The 14,419-nt window shown below is 67.3% G+C and carries 17 protein-coding genes; 15 read left to right on the top strand and 2 right to left on the bottom strand.

Annotation, left to right across the window (positions count from 1 at the left end; genetic code table 11):
* Nucleotides 1-969 precede the first annotated feature (969 nt).
* The 10 genes from ABH941_RS36350 to ABH941_RS36305 all read left to right on the top strand — a co-directional run bounded on the left by ABH941_RS36350 (nucleotide 970) and on the right by ABH941_RS36305 (nucleotide 10,934).
* Nucleotides 970-1,854 carry a ParA family protein gene (locus tag ABH941_RS36350; RefSeq protein WP_370134725.1) on the top strand — a complete coding sequence of 295 codons (885 nt, stop codon included), beginning with the start codon at nucleotides 970-972 and terminating at the stop codon, nucleotides 1,852-1,854.
* Between the two features lie 634 nt (nucleotides 1,855-2,488).
* Nucleotides 2,489-2,929 (top strand): hypothetical protein, encoded by a 441-nt coding sequence (locus tag ABH941_RS36345; protein ID WP_370134722.1) that lies wholly within the window; start codon nucleotides 2,489-2,491, stop codon nucleotides 2,927-2,929.
* 326 nt (nucleotides 2,930-3,255) lie between these two features.
* On the top strand, nucleotides 3,256-3,744 hold the full coding sequence (locus tag ABH941_RS36340; protein WP_370134720.1) for a hypothetical protein: 489 nt from the start codon (nucleotides 3,256-3,258) through the stop codon (nucleotides 3,742-3,744).
* A 281-nt stretch (nucleotides 3,745-4,025) separates the two neighbouring features.
* The gene (locus tag ABH941_RS36335) at nucleotides 4,026-5,504 is read left to right on the top strand and encodes a transcriptional regulator (RefSeq protein ID WP_370134717.1); all 1,479 of its coding nucleotides are present in this window, start codon (nucleotides 4,026-4,028) and stop codon (nucleotides 5,502-5,504) included.
* 208 nt (nucleotides 5,505-5,712) lie between these two features.
* Nucleotides 5,713-6,060, top strand: a complete 348-nt coding sequence (locus ABH941_RS36330) for a hypothetical protein (RefSeq protein ID WP_370134715.1) — start codon at nucleotides 5,713-5,715, stop codon at nucleotides 6,058-6,060.
* A gap of 59 nt (nucleotides 6,061-6,119) precedes the next feature.
* Entirely contained in the window at nucleotides 6,120-6,281 is a 162-nt protein-coding gene (locus tag ABH941_RS36325) for a hypothetical protein (RefSeq protein WP_370134712.1), read from the top strand.
* A 346-nt stretch (nucleotides 6,282-6,627) separates the two neighbouring features.
* The gene (locus ABH941_RS36320; protein WP_370134710.1) at nucleotides 6,628-7,818 is read left to right on the top strand and encodes a ParA family protein; all 1,191 of its coding nucleotides are present in this window, start codon (nucleotides 6,628-6,630) and stop codon (nucleotides 7,816-7,818) included.
* Entirely contained in the window at nucleotides 7,815-8,942 is a 1,128-nt protein-coding gene (locus ABH941_RS36315; RefSeq protein ID WP_370134707.1) for a ParB/RepB/Spo0J family partition protein, read from the top strand. The genes ABH941_RS36320 and ABH941_RS36315 overlap by 4 nt, the downstream gene beginning before the upstream one ends.
* A 73-nt stretch (nucleotides 8,943-9,015) precedes the next feature.
* Nucleotides 9,016-9,345, top strand: coding sequence for a hypothetical protein (locus ABH941_RS36310; protein WP_370134704.1), 330 nt, complete (start codon nucleotides 9,016-9,018; stop codon nucleotides 9,343-9,345).
* Nucleotides 9,346-10,739: 1,394 nt separating this feature from the next.
* Nucleotides 10,740-10,934: a hypothetical protein gene (locus ABH941_RS36305; protein ID WP_370134700.1), complete on the top strand. Its 195-nt coding sequence runs from the start codon at nucleotides 10,740-10,742 to the stop codon at nucleotides 10,932-10,934.
* 81 nt (nucleotides 10,935-11,015) lie between these two features.
* Here the strand turns inward: ABH941_RS36305 and ABH941_RS36300 are convergent, their stop codons facing one another.
* Together ABH941_RS36300 and ABH941_RS36295 are read right to left on the bottom strand one after the other, a co-directional pair.
* Nucleotides 11,016-11,330, bottom strand: coding sequence for a hypothetical protein (locus ABH941_RS36300; protein ID WP_370134697.1), 315 nt, complete (start codon nucleotides 11,328-11,330; stop codon nucleotides 11,016-11,018).
* Nucleotides 11,327-11,869, bottom strand: a complete 543-nt coding sequence (locus tag ABH941_RS36295; protein ID WP_370134695.1) for an RNA polymerase sigma factor — start codon at nucleotides 11,867-11,869, stop codon at nucleotides 11,327-11,329. The genes ABH941_RS36300 and ABH941_RS36295 overlap by 4 nt, the downstream gene beginning before the upstream one ends.
* Nucleotides 11,870-12,252: 383 nt before the next feature.
* On the opposite strand from ABH941_RS36295, the gene ABH941_RS36290 reads away from it, so the two are divergent.
* From ABH941_RS36290 to ABH941_RS36270, 5 genes are all read left to right on the top strand, one after another.
* A complete protein-coding gene (locus ABH941_RS36290; RefSeq protein ID WP_370134692.1) occupies nucleotides 12,253-12,771 on the top strand; it encodes a hypothetical protein in 519 nt (172 codons plus the stop codon).
* A gap of 56 nt (nucleotides 12,772-12,827) precedes the next feature.
* Nucleotides 12,828-13,061 (top strand): hypothetical protein, encoded by a 234-nt coding sequence (locus ABH941_RS36285; protein ID WP_370134690.1) that lies wholly within the window; start codon nucleotides 12,828-12,830, stop codon nucleotides 13,059-13,061.
* Between the two features lie 29 nt (nucleotides 13,062-13,090).
* Nucleotides 13,091-13,330 (top strand): hypothetical protein, encoded by a 240-nt coding sequence (locus ABH941_RS36280; protein ID WP_370134687.1) that lies wholly within the window; start codon nucleotides 13,091-13,093, stop codon nucleotides 13,328-13,330.
* Nucleotides 13,331-13,512: 182 nt separating this feature from the next.
* The gene (locus tag ABH941_RS36275) at nucleotides 13,513-13,758 is read left to right on the top strand and encodes a hypothetical protein (protein WP_370134685.1); all 246 of its coding nucleotides are present in this window, start codon (nucleotides 13,513-13,515) and stop codon (nucleotides 13,756-13,758) included.
* 47 nt (nucleotides 13,759-13,805) lie between these two features.
* Entirely contained in the window at nucleotides 13,806-13,928 is a 123-nt protein-coding gene (locus ABH941_RS36270) for a hypothetical protein (protein ID WP_370134938.1), read from the top strand.
* Nucleotides 13,929-14,419: the final 491 nt, after the last annotated feature.

Here is a 14,419-nt window from a genome sequence, read left to right as displayed (position 1 = left end):
AGCTGACTGCCTGCGCTACTGACTTTCCTTCAATCTGCCCTTCTTCCTGCCTACCTTGCTGTCTCACTTACTGCCTCCCTTGCCGACGACATGCCTTACGGTCGTTCTATCTGCCGTACCGTCGTACTGTCGGTCTCGTCGCGTTACTGACGGACTATCGATTGATCTAGCGGTCTACCTGTCCCACTAGCTACGTGACTGTCGATCTGCCGGTCTTACTGACCGACTGCTGAACGAACTGACTGTCGGCCTGCTGACTCAGCTTTCTGCTTTGCGTACGTTCGGTCTGGCTGTCGACCTGGCTGTCTGCTGTGCTGCCTGGCTTGGCACGGAGCGATGGATCTCGCTGTCTTGCCGCCGTACTTGCGACCTGGCTAGGTGACTGCCTGACTACCGGGCTGCCAGACTGCCGATCTTCGGCACTATGGATCTGACGGACCAACGGGAGAGCTCACCATCGTGCGATCGGACGAACTGACGACGGATCGGTCGATCGGCCGGTCCGCTGACGCATCCCACGGACGGCCTCACGCGCGAGCGCACGCACGGCCGAGCGGACCGGCTACCGATGCATCAGACCGACGGACGGTCGCTCGTACGGTCGGCCCGGCGATCAACGGAACTGACCGCCGTCCACCGGCTGATCGTGCTGCCGGACCTGCGCGCTGGCAACCGACGCCGACCGGCGCGTCCACCCGTACAGCGAATCCGGTCCCGGTAGGGGCGGAAAGCAAAGAATCTGCTCATCCGTGGGGGCAATGAGCGCGTCGGCTGACGGGGGAGTGGTGGCTGCTGTTATCGTCGTGGCGGAAAATCATGTGACACGAGAACAGAAATGGGGCTGGCGAGCTGCTTCGGCAGCACACCAGGGGCAAGTAAACGGACATAGCGTCTCAAGTTGCCGCAGGTCCGTATGCGGACCTGATCTTGTGTCACTCGACAGGATTCGATAGGGAGTGTGGTGGGGGCATGCAGGTGCTCACGGTGGCGAACCAGAAGGGCGGAGTCGGCAAGACGACGACGACCGTCAATCTCGCGGCGTCCCTGGCGCTGATGGGAGCCCGCACGCTGGTGGTCGACCTGGAGCCGCAGGCCCAGGCCGGCACCGCGCTGGGCCTGAACATCAACTCCTCCGAGGTCTCCCGGTCGCTGGGCTGGGCCCTGCAGGCCTATGTCCAGGGCATCGAGACGGACCTGCCCGGGATCATCTATGACCGCAGCACTCTCCTGGAGCCGTTCGAGACCAGTGGCGTGCTCCATCTGCTGGCCTCGGAGGAGTCCACGATGAGCCGTGCCCAGGACCTGCTGGTCGGGGCCGGCTTCGCAGCCACGCCGATACTCCGGCGCATGCTGCTGAGCCTGGAGGCGCACTACGACTTCGTGGTGATCGACACCCCGCCGGCGATCTCCTCGCTTGCCGCGGTCGGCTGGGCGGCGGGGGACTGGGTTGTCACGGTCTGCTTCCCCGAGTACGCGACCGTCCGCGGAGCGGTCACCCTGGCCGGATCGGTGAAGTTCGTCGCGAAGAACACCGACAATGAGTGCCGACCCCAGTACTTGGGCGCGATCCTCAACAAGTCGAACCCGCCCTCGAACTGGAAGCAGCAGGAAGTCGACGTACGCGAGGGCATGATCTCCTCGGGGCTACTGCCCTTCGTGGGGGACATCCGCCAGAGCGACTTGATCTCGCGGTCCTTTGCGGGCGGGGTGCCCGCCGTGCTCGGCTACACGAACCTGCCACCAGGCAAGCAGTATGCGGCCCTGATGCAGGAGGTCCTGACCCGCATGGACACGCCCCAGGACCAGTGGCAGATCGCGCCAGGGCCGTTCTCGGAGGTGGAGAACGTTGTCTGACGCCAGCAAGCCGGCGAACGGCACACGCAAGAAGAAGACCCCGACCGCGTTCAAACGCCCGGGCGGCGAGAGCATGTTCGGCTCGGTCATCGCCGGGGCCGACGAGGTCGTCGCCAACTCCTTTATCGCCCAGGGAAGTCCGGCACAGCCCGGGCCGCCGGCCATGTTCCGCGCTCCTGCGCCCGCCGCGCCTCCGCCGACAGCGCCGGTTCATGCACCAGCACCCGCTTCCGAGCCGACGGCCGCCCCGGCCCAGACCTCGGCCCCGCTCGGCACGGAACCGCCCGCTGCACCGCCCGCTGCACCGCCCGCTGCACCGCCGGCCGAACCGGTGCAAGACCCAGCGCCAGAGCTGGAGCCCGCTGCCGCCACCAAGCAGCCCCTCGCGGCCCTGGCGCCCGCGCCAGGGCCGGTGGTGCGCGTTCCCAACGAGGCACCGTCAGTTCCGGTACCCCCGGCCCCGACAGTGGAGATCCCCCCTGTGGCCGGACCTGCCGCAGCCGCCGTTCCCCACCAGCCGCGTTCTGCAGCGGAACAGGACCCAGCCACCGCGACGCCGCCGGCTGCACCCCGTGCTCCGGCCCCGCGTCGGCGTGTCTCCCGCCGCCCGGGCGGCCTGTGGGCGCACCAGGCCGTGACCGAGAGCTTCGCCGACTCGGTGATCTCGTCGAACACCTGGATCACCCTTGGGTTCCGGATCGTGCCGGAGATACTGAACGCGGTGAAGGTCCGGCTGGCCGCAGACCGGCGCAGTTCGGGGAACTCAAAGCTGGCGGTGGGCCATTACCTGGACGCGGCGCTGCGCAACGCACCGACGGAGGTGGGCGATCAGGTGGCGTCGGCGCAGGCTTTTTTGACGCAGCGGATGGGTGTCGTGGACTCCGGGCGCCAGTCGACCTATCGGGTCGGACCGCAGGCGCAGGCCTTGGCGACGAGTCTGAACGCGGCGTTGCAGGAGGCGGACCACGCGCGCAAGGGCATCTTCGTAGTGTCGGCTGCGTTGGAGTCGCTGCTGCTGTCGTTGGATGTTGAGGGCGAGTTGCCGTCGCCGAACATGTTCGCCCGGGAGGGCTGAGGGGCTTTCACCTGCTGGATATAACGATGGGTGCATCGTCGGCTATGCCGATGGGTGCACCCATCGTTGTTGTGATCCCTAGTGCGTTTCCTATCACGGTCTAACTGTCGATCTAACGAGGGATCCGACGGTCTTTCTGCCTAACCATAGTACTGCTTAGCCATCCCTCTATCTGTGTGTCACTAGAGGGTAAATCGTCGGACGATGGGTCAAAAACCGGCAATACCAGTCGGGATACCGTAAAAAATCGGACAAGCCGACACGTGCGATTCTCGTGTCACTCGAAGGAAACCCCCTATGGTTGCGCTAATGTGATCCTGTAACACATGTCACCCCTGGGAAGGCAGAAGATGAAGCGCGCGCTCTCCGCCCACGCCGTCGCGATAGCGGCCGGCGTCAGTCAGACCTGGGCTTGGAAGGCCCGCGACTCGGGCATCATCCTGGCCCCGCACTCCGAGGACGACGTCATCGCCCTGCGCGTCTACGTGTGCGTCTCCCAACTCGCTTGGCCTGGCGAACGCCGCGCCCGCAGCGAGAAGCACGAGCTGCAGCTGTGGCAGACCCTGGCCGTCAACGCCGCCCGCGACGCCGTCTCGGACCGCACCACCACCCAGGACACCGTCCTGTGGGTGATGCCCGACGCCGTCCGCGTCGCGACCACCGCCGGCGAACGCGCGGCCGTCGAACTGGACACACTCGGCGGCCGCACCGCCATGCGCATCCCGATCGGGAAGTGGATCGCCGAACTCGGGGACACCCTCGACGGCATCCCCACCCCCCGGCTGCGTCGCACCCCGGCCAGAGCCGTCCACTGACCCCGCTGCTGTGCGCCGCCCACGGCCCCGCACAGCAGTTCGGACCACCCTGTCCCCAACACGCCCAAGCAGGTGATGCCCGCCCCATAACCGAATAGCGACCCACCGCCCGCCCTGGACGCTCAACGCGCCCATCCATGCCGGGTCGTGGGTTTTGTGTTCCCTCCGGCAGCTCACATTCGTTGCCGCGGATTTGTACGCCCATTTTCAGGTTCCGGACAACGCACCCCGTCCGGAGCACGGCTTTTTGCGCCCTTTTCCGCTCCCGACCAAGGATCCGCATGACCACCCCAGCCGACAACCACTCCGCCCCAACCCTCCAGCCCCCCGCCCCGCGCCACCACACCCGTCCCAGCACACCTGCGGCCACCACCCAGAGGTTTTCCCCGTGCGCCCCCGCCGACACCCTGCCCGCCCTGACCGTGCCCGCCCGCCACCAGTGGCTGCAGACCACCCCCGGCCGCATCGCGGCTGACGGCTACTCCTGGCTCCAGGCCGTCCACTGGGTCATCAGCTCCGGCCTCTACATCCCCCACCGCACCCACGGCCCGCGGGACATGGGGCCAACCACAGTGCGCCTGGCCAAGCTCCTTGCCGAACTGTCCCCATGCCGCCCGGGCATCGACTACCTGGTACGCCGAGTCGGCGTGGGGGAGCGAACCGTGCAGTACCACCTGGACATGCTGCGCGAGGCCGGCCTGCTGGCCTACATCGAGCGCGGCACACGCAGCCGCGGCCAGCACGCCCACGCCTCCGAATTCGCCCTCGTGGTCCCGGCCGCGTTCGACGCCGCCCTGGGAGTGCGCACCACAGGCGACGGCCCCCAGCGCCGCATGACCGGAGTCGCCGAGGCCGGCCGCACCTTGCTGGCGAAGCTGGGCCGCCTCGCAACCCGCCGCACGACCCGCGCCGGGAAGACCAAGAGCACGTCCAAGACGTCGGCCGCACCGCTCCGGTCCACCCCGTCACACCGCTCTCCTGCCGTCCCGACCGTGTCCTGCCGTTGCACCCCAATGGAGGGCGGTTGCTGTACTTGTCTCCCTGACGGTTCTCCCATCCTTCCCCCTGAGAGCAAGCTCGCATACGGGGATGTCGATCAAAGCAGCGTGAGGGAGAGCCGGACCACAGGACCGTGCCGACGCGCAGTGAACCGCGTCGGGCGCCGCTACCAGCTGGCCGCCGAGCTCGTACGGCAGGTGCCCTGGCTGCAGCGGGCAGCCGTGCCCCGGATCGCCTGGGTCATCAAGGACCTCGCCGATGCAGGCTGGACCGCTGACGAGGTGCTGGGCTGGCTGGACAGCACCCCCGCCCCCGACCACATCCGCCGCCCCTCCGCGTTCCTCGCTGCCCGCGTGAAGGCTGCGCACCTGGTTATCGCCACACCGGAGCAGCGCAACCAGCTCGCCGAGAGTCGACGTGACTCCCGGCGAGCCGCCGCAGCGCGGCACACCGAGTGGGACGGCACCTGGTGCCAGCCGACCAGCCTGGCCGTCCAGCGCCAGGTAGCCCAGGCCATGGCAGCGCCTGTGTCCCGCGCCGGGCAGGTCATGACCGTCACCGTCCACGGGCCAGATGACCCTGAGGTGCTGCTGGAGGACCTGACCCGCGCCGAGGTGACCGACCTGCGCGCCCTGGCCCAGCAGAATCCGAATCTGGTCCGGCTCGCCATTGAGGTGCAGGGGGAGGCCTACGCACGGCGGCTGTACACCAACGCGGTCGTCGACGGCCTGTCGGCGTTCTGCAAACGGGCCCTGGTCTGAGCATGCTGCCAGGCCGTGGGCGGATTCGGATGACGTGGCGAGGCCACGCTTCGGCCCGATACGGCGAGCGGGCCTCAGAGGCGGCACCTGGTTCCGTCTCAGCGCAATAGACGGCCCAAGGACCTGGAAACGGATCGCTTGCTCTTCCTCGGAGGCGGAGCAGTGTGCGCCGCCTCGGCAGTACGGTGGTGCCCATAGCGCACGAGACATGCGCGAGGTTCGACTGAGCGTGTCGATCCCGAGGCCGCCGAAGACACCCGAGGCACTGCGGTCGGCTCTGGCTGAGCTCGACCCGGGACGACTGGCGGAGATGGCCGAGAGCAAGGACGACGCGTTCGCCCTCGCCGCGCAAACCGGGAATATCGGTCATATCCACGCCTGGGTCATCTGGTGGGCGTCGGTGGTGGAAGTGGAGCGACGCACGGATCTGCGGACGCGGATGCGCCAGGCCGAACACCTGACGAACACCCTCGATCACAACGATCCCCGATGGCAGTCTGCGCTGTCGCAGACGCTGGCCATCATGGACGAGGCCAAGGCCGCGGTTGAGGAGTGAGCTGGGCCTGGGAGTACGCACCCAGCGAGTAGTACGTCACCGAGGGAGTATCCCCGGTAGTGATCGCCGAGGTGGAGGAGAAAGCCGACGAGTTGGTCCGCGCTGCTGAGGCGCTGTACCTGGACGGACTGCAGTTCATCCCTGACGGCTATTTCCACTACAGCATCATCCGTCGTCAGGAGCGTATCTACGTCCTGCGTATTACCTACCTTGGCGGCTGACGAGCCGTGGACCGAGCGCCGTGGAGCGGTCCGTACAACAGGTTCCACGGGCGCGCGATAGCCGACCAGCGTCTGCCCGTAGGCGACGTGGACCACGCGGTTCGCCCGGCGCTCGCGCGGCAGTGCGTCCCGCGTGCGGACGTCGATTCCGGCAGCGGCAGCTCGCGCGACGTCGCGCGAGCCGACCCTCGTTCTCAGCGCCGGTGCTGCGTTGGGACGTTCGCGGCCGGAGGGGCGATCGGCAGGGTCTGGAGTAAACGCCGTTTACGTTCCGCCCCGGGAAAAGGCCGCGGACACACGGGCCTCAGATGCACTCAAACACCCTTGACGCCACTACTGTGACGCCATGGCATCTCCTTACGCTGAAGGAACGAGGGAAAAGGTTGCGTCGAAGCTGCCGGTCACCCTCCGTCAGGAACTCAAAACCAGAGCGGCACAACTCGGCATCGACATGCAGGAGGCGGTCACTGAGGCTGTGGATCAGTGGCTGATTCGTCCCGTCGGCGACAATCCGGCGGTGTCCACCGCCGGAGCGGAAAGCTGGAACACCTGGCTCCCTGTTGGCCGGTACGACCGGTTCAAGGCCGAATGCGGAGCCCGGGACATCTCCTATGCTCAGGGGCTCGCTCAGGCCATCCGCGTGTGGGTTGACTCCCACAGCGCGTCACTCACTGAACTGGCGATCCCTCAGTACACGCGCCGCATCGTCGTGTGCAACCAGAAGGGCGGTGTCGGCAAAACCACCATCGCAGCGGGTATCGGCCAGGCCATAGCGCTGGGGCTGCCGGCCACCACGAGCAGACCCGCCATGCCCGGCCGCCGTACTCTCCTGGTCGACTACGACCCGCAGGGCCATCTCAGTTCACAATTCGGCGTCAAGCAGGTGGCCTCCGGGGAAGAGAGCCTGGTGACGCACATGGTCGACCGGGATCGCGTCACTGGTGCACTGCTCGACCAGGTGGTACCGATCGCTCCTGAGCACTTCGACGGGCGCCTTTTCCTCCTGCCTTCCAGCTTCGACGCGTTCCTGCTCGACTCCCGGCTCGGCTCCGTCCGCGGCCCCCGGGAGACCAGTCTGCAACGGGCCCTCGCTCCACTCGAAGAACACTTCGACACCATCGTCATCGACGCACCCCCCAACTTGGGCCTCGCGATGGACGCCGGGCTCTACTACGGTCACCGCCGCAAGAGCGAGCTCGCTGACCGATCCGGAGTCCTGATCCCCGTCGAAGCCGAGGACTCCTCCGCCGACGCCTACGCCATGCTCGACAGCCAGATCCGCACGGTCTGCCTGGACTACGAGGTCGACATCGACCGGCTCGGACTAGTCGTCAACAAGTTCGACAAGCGCAAGGGTTACGTCGCCACCCACTCCCTCGAAAACTGGCAGTCCCTCGGTACACCGCCCGTTGTCGCGATTGTCCCCGACCTGAAGGAACAGCGCGAGGCAGTCCACGTCAAGCAGCCTCTGCTGATGTACGCACCGACATCAACACAGGCACAGCGCATGCGCGAGATCCGCCGGAGGCTGGGATGACCATTGCCAAGAGGCTCCAGGGCGGCGGGGGATCCTTCGACGCCCTTACACACGGCGAAGCTCGTGGAAGGACCGAGTCCGCTGCCCGCAGCGAGGCGCTCGATGCCACTGGGCGGGTACGCCGTTCCTCGCTCGCCCCGGTGTCGTCGATCATTTTCAATCCGCTCAACCCACGCAGGACGATCTTGGACGAGACGATCGACGAACTGGCGGAGAGCCTCCGTCGTCGTCAGATCGTCCCGATCACTGTGGTCAGCCGCTACGCCTTCCTGGACGCACACCCCGACCAGGCCGCAGCGCTCGGCAAGGCCGATTTTGTCGCGCTGGACGGGAACAGGCGGCTCCTGGCCGCCCAGCGGGCAGGCCTGGAGAGCCTCCGGGTCGACCTGAACGACGACCTTGTGGCCACGGCCGCAGACATGGTGGAGGCCGCACTCGTAGCGAACGTGCATCGCGAGGATGTTCTGCCCTTCGAGGAAGCGCAGGCCATCGAGCAACTCCTGGTCACGGTGTACGACGGCAATCAGGCAGCCCTTGCGCGGAGACTCGGCAAATCCGCGGCCTGGGTCGGCCAGCGACTGGCGCTGCTCTACCTGACGCCCGAGCTGCAGGAGCAAGCCGGCAGCGGAGGGCTGCCGATCGAGGAAGCGCGCAAGATCGGAGCCCAGGCGCGGGCCGGCAAGCTCACAGCCCCCGAGCAGCAGCAACGGGCGGAGGCGGCGAAAAAGGCGGCGAAGGAGCAGGAAGTAGCGAGAGCAGCAGCCAGGGCGGAACGTGCGTCGCGGAAACCGGCAGGCTCCAAATCCGAGACTGGCGTAAACGCCGTTTACCCTCAGCAAGTACCCGTGTTGCCGGACGACAGCAGCAGGCCCCACGCGGCTTGGGACGTAAACGGCGTTTACCCCCAAGGGGTGCCTGAACAACGCGATGCCGCTGAACGCCGGACGTCGGAGCCGGTCACCTTGCTACTGAGCCCCTCAGACGCACCTGCGGCCGCACAGATCATCCGTGCCGCGTTGGACGCACGGCAGACAGCGCAGGTTGTCCTTGAGCTGCTGGCGATCCTGCAGGAGGAACCGGACTACCAAGAGATCGCTGATCTTCTCCGCTCCGAGCATTCATGAATCTTGGCGCGCCGAAGTTCTACGGCGACGCAACTGGAGAACGCTGCCGCTGAACCCCATCGATATCCACGCCGTGGTACTGACGCGCGTCCACCTGGACTACTGCGGCTACCTCCCGGGCCTGGTGCGGGAGGGATTCCGCGGCCCTGGCCGATCAGGATTTCGACGCGGCCAGTACTTCAAGGCCAGCGCACGACTGGACAGCAAGACGTACGCGGGCGGCAAGCCCGGCGCCGGTCGTGCCCGCTACCCTGCCACAGCAGCGGTCGCGCAGCACCTGCAGACCGCGACCAGCGCGAGCGACGCTTTCCCGCAGCTACCCCCAACTTCTCCGGCCGGCGCAGACCTGACCCAGTCGCGCAACTGGATCTTGGACGCGACCGTTGGGCTGCAACTACGGTGAATGCTGGGGGGAACTACGGTGATAGCTGGTGGGGGAGTGACCCAGTCCAGGGATACGTTTGTCTCGTTACCTTCTGATGACGGCTCCAGCAGTACCTACGCGGCGGCCGTCGGGTCAGACGGTACATGGACAGCGTCGCAATAGTGATCAGGTCGTGGCTCGGGTGATGCGGAGCAGGTGGCACGCCCGAGCGCGCAGAGTGAGCTGACGTATCCCAGTGCATCACCTACGGCTAGCGGCGTTGATCTTCGGATCAGGACAGTGGCAGTGATCGGGGCTGACAGCTGGGGGCCTCTCACGGAACTCCGCGTCGAACTTCCGCCTCTTGGCTGCCATGACTCTCAACCTCCCCTGCAGTCAAGGCACTTAGAGCGTGGTGGTGAAGCGGTTTGTAGCTCGATGACCTGGCGCTTTCGGGTGGTCGTGGTGTCGGTGTGGCTGGCTGTGGGCAGCCAGCGGAGGGTTCGTCTGGTTCGTGGAGGTGCGGGTGCCGTCGGTGATCGCGTTGCTGGAGGTCCGGGAGGCGCGGGCCCGGGAGGAGCTGGAGTCCTGGCTGGAGATGCTGCGGGAGGCCGAGGTGCAGGCGGAGGCGGCCCGGCAGTGGTTGGAGCATACGCGGATCGCCCGCGAGGAGGTGGCGCGCATGTTCGCCGAAGGGGCGGTGTGGGCCTGGGGGTGTCGGTGCGTCACTGGCGTCAGCGGTGGAGGAACCCGTGTATGTGGGAGGGGCAGTGCCTGCGGGCCCGGCCCTGTGCGAGGGCTACGATGCCCGGCCGCCGGTCTGGCAGCCGGGGCTGGTCCAGCTCCGGCGCCAGCAGCGCACTGCACTGCCGTAGGACCTCGCCCAACTTCGCGACCGCCAGGGTGCCCCCTGAGACGGCAGCTGCGCCAGCAGGCCCATTCACGGGCGACCGGACAACGGAGCCGGCCCCGGGAGGAGTGGGTGGTCCAGGTCGGCCTGGTGGCCGGGACGCCGGTGGACCCTGCAGCGACCGGTCCCCGTCGTTCCCTGCCCGTCCGGGCCTCAACCGCCGCGGTCCGGGGCGACCACCGGTACCCTCGCCTGGCCCCGGTGCCCCGCGCGGGCCCGAGCGCCATGTCGACGTCCTCGCCCACGCCGCCGAGGGCCGACGCACGCTCGCGTCAGGGCCCCGCTGCTGGGTGCTGGCCGCGTAGCTGCCGCTGGCCCTCCTCAGGAGGTCCAGCTCCGTGCCGTCCGTCCCGTCCCGCCCTGCCGTAGTCCTGCGCTGGGCCGGCGGCCTCACTACCGCCGCGACCCTTCCCGCACTGGCTCCAGATCCTCATCGCCACGGTGGCTGCAGCCGCTTTCGGCCACCGCCGGTGGCTGCTTCACCTGCGTGCCCGCGAGATCCGCGCGGACGCCAGGTGGCAGCGTGACCTGGACCGGCATCGTCGCCGCCACCCGGCACATCCCGGACCCCCAGCGGCAGGCCGATCTGCTGTTGCGCCTGGCCGAGCACTCCCGGGCGCCCGCGCGGCCACCGTGGGACCAGGGCGGTGCCACGCCTGGTGCGGGCCCCGGACGCCAGGACTCGCACCAGGCGGCCGGACCGCCGCACAGCACATGACTCAGGTCGGTCCGTCCTGCGGCGCGCTGCCGTTGTGCTGATGGAGCCGGTAGTTGAGCAGCATCAGCAGCGACATGTAGGTCATTCGTCAGGGTCCTGTTGAGGGACGGCTTCCAGGAGGGCCAGCAGGAGGTCGCATGGGTCGGTGGTGGCCTCGAGGTGGTTCATGAGGCTGTCGCCGGCTGCTTCCAGGAGTTGGTCCAGGTCCGCATCGTCGGGGGAATCGTCTGGCAGCGGGTACTCGTACGAATGCCCGGTGGTGATGATGGAGGCCTCTGCGGGCGACCAGTGGGTGAGCTCCCAGGCGGCGGCGTCCGCGGTTGCCGGGATGCCTTCCTGGGTGGGCGCTGCGGCGATTTCCTCGATGTCGTGTGGGGTGTCGTCGGGGTGGTTCATCGGACGTCCTCCTTTCCGCCGGTCACGGCAAGGCGCTGGCTGAGGGCCGAGCGGGCTTTTTTGCGAAGATCCAGCACCTGCTGGGGTCTCAGCCACATCACCTGCGCGATCTCGGTGCAGGTGAGCTTGTCCATGGTGAGCGCCGTGACCATCCGGAGATCCGCAGGCAGCGTGTCCAGGAGTTGAACGACCCATAGGATCTGCTCGGTCAACTCAGCGTGTCCTGGGACATGTTCCGCGTGGTCAGGCAGGTCGACGCCCTGGGCGATGAGCGGCTGAGTTCGGGCTCGCCCGGGAGGCCGATGGTAGGAGCGAATGGCGATCCGTCGGATCCAGGCGCCGGGGCTGTCGACGTTGTTCCAGTCGCCGTTGACAACACGGTTCCACCCCTGGAGGAACGCGTCCTGGACCGCGTCCTGAGCATCTTGCTGACTGGCTCCGAGCAGCATCAGCATCCGGATCACCCGGCGGTAGTCGCGTTCGACGAGGTCCAGGAAGCTCTCGCGCATCCGCTCCTGCCCGGTGATCTCCCCGCCCACCTGGGAGCTGTTGCCGAGGTTGGTCGGCATCGGGTCCGAGTCATCGGCTTCCACCGGCCCCGCCTTCCCGTGCGCCGACCTCGATCATGATCCCGTGCTCTCCGAGATCGATGATGCGACTGTATGCGGGTAGGGTCCGCACATACTGGCGTCGGGACTCCTCCCGGGCCCGCCGCTGTTGCACCCGGGCTTTCAACCAGCCCATCCCCAAGGTGGCGACCCCGCTCACAGCGGCCAGGGCCACCGTTGTCACAGCTGGTTCCATCTGAGCCTGCCCTTCCCGTTCGTACGGGGGCCGGTACGTGCCCCGCGCCTATATGTGGCCGAGGCCGAGCATGATCGGGGAGCTGATTCCAAGATTCTTTTGCGGCGAGGCAAACCGGGTGGACCTGCAGACGCTACCGCGGGTCCCGGGCGACCAGGCGCAGCGCGGCGTCGGCCCGTTCCTCGGGGGCGTCGGCGTCCGCTTTGAGGCCCGACGGCGATGCTCCGGCGCGCTCACCGCCCTGCCCCGCCGGGCAGACCCGCGCGCCGCCACCGCCGCGGGTAACCGATCCGCCAGCACCTCGCCCACCACCTGCTGCTGCGCCCCGCCACAGGCGTTCATGGCCGCAGGGGCGTCGACGGTCACCAGCTCCCGCTCGCCGGTCGCCTTCAGTGCCGTCGGCGTGGTGAGCTGCTCGGGTGCCGGGATTCTGCTGGTGGCGGGCCCGTTGGTGCGCGATGGTGGCGGCCCACGACCGATCGTGTGCAGAGACAGGGGGACGCGCCCGATGGACGCACCCACCGTGGAGGGCATCCGGATCACCGGTGCTGGCCGCGCCGAGCTGAGCGGACAGCTGAAGAGCGCCTCCGGGGGCGGCGCCTGTGTCCGTGGCGGGCAGCCGCGCAGGCGGGGCTGAGCACCGTGTCCATACCCTCGCCGCGCCCGGTGCGGTCCCCGGCGCGGATCGTCCGTATGACCACTGACCCGGGTGGCTCCGCGTTCGTGGTCTTCGACCACTTCAGGCAGGGCGCGATCATGGTGGCGGTCTCCTCGCCGGTGCTGCAGCGGGCGCTCGGGCTGACGCACCGCCAGTTGCTGGGCGCAGAGGCGACGGCGCTGATTTTTCAAGACGGGGTGCTTGATTCCGAGGTCAGGCCGGTGGCGTGGTTGCCGGTCCCGGGTGCCGGGTCAGCGAGGGCTGCCTGATGCCGGCTAGGGAGAGTGGGCCGGGGGCCGTGGATACCGGCGCACTGTCCGAGCGGGGTTGGGAGGCGCTGGGCGAGTTGCGCCGCCTGGAGGACCGCGGCCTGACAGCAGGCCAGCAGCCTGGCGGTATTCACCTCGCCACGATCAAGTCCCTGGAGAAACTCGGCCTGGCCGCCGTCGAAGATTATCCGGAACGGGACCGCGAAGGACGCAGGTGGGTGGCCAGGCTCACCGAGGCCGGACGGCGGGCCACCGACCCCTCGCTCTGAGGAGGTGCGAGCGGTGACCGGTTGCCGAGCGCGCGAACGTTTCAGCGGTCTGTCGGGGCGTTGACTGCCACTGTATGGCCAAGTGCGCGGCCAGGCTGCTACGCGCTGATGGCCGCTCAGAGGTCCTTCGAGAATCCGGGGAACTCTCGCAGGACCACATCCTGGGAGTGCAGTATCAGATCGTGGGACGCAAGTTCAATCCTGTTTCTCTGCATCGAGTCGCCGGTGGACCGACGGGGCACGAGCCCGTGGCTTCGGCAGGAGCCGGCCTCGCGGTCGGCCGGCGGCTGGGCGGCGGTGAAGATCTCGCCCAAGACCGGCTACACCACGATTCGGGGCAGAATTGGACATTGTGGCGTTTTCTGGTGCGTTTTATCTACGAGACGGCCCCCGCAAAACAAGAAATTGTGATCTCCTGGGCTGTATAGGACAGTCCTCACCCCAGGGTGAAGCCACTTTCTCGGGCGTATTTCTCATGGGCCAGCGCCGCAGCAATGTCGACACCGACCAGATCATCCCGGCGCACTGGCTGAAGAAGGTCACCCGCTCCGGCGGGTGGCAGGTGATGGTGGTCTCGCCGGGCCCTCTCGGCGGCTGAGATCTATCAACGGTGTTCATGAAGGGTAACCGGCGTGGGAAATATCCCCAGGTCAGACCCTGGTGTCGCGTAGTTACGGGATCGTCCGCAGCTGCTGTTGCGGCCCGGGGTCCGACCGGCGCACCTGGCTCGTGCCCGCTGCCAGGCCAAGGCTGAGGGTGGTTTTTCGGTTTCGATGCATTTTTCCCATATATGCATTGCTTCTGGATGGGAATGCCGAATCATTGCGACACAAGGGTGGTTCGCAGGTTTGGTATTTGAATTGCCGCATATCGTCCTATAACTTCAAAAGCACGTGATGAGGCCCCCGGCCGGATCTTTGGCGAGAATGGTCGGGGGCCTCGCTTAGCGATCATCCCTGCTTGGGGAAACAGGAGGTCACTGTTATGCAGAGTAAGAGTGTGTCTCATGTGGTCGCTTTCGCCAGCTTTTTGTAGCAGGTCAGTGCGGCGGCGAGGCCGAGGAAGGCGAGGAAGTGGCTGCTCTCGCGT

The organism is Streptacidiphilus sp. EB103A (assembly GCF_041261405.1).
Lineage (GTDB): Bacteria > Actinomycetota > Actinomycetes > Streptomycetales > Streptomycetaceae > Streptacidiphilus.
The sequence above is the reverse complement of the archived record's forward strand: the minus strand, read 5'-3'. Positions and strand labels throughout refer to the sequence as shown.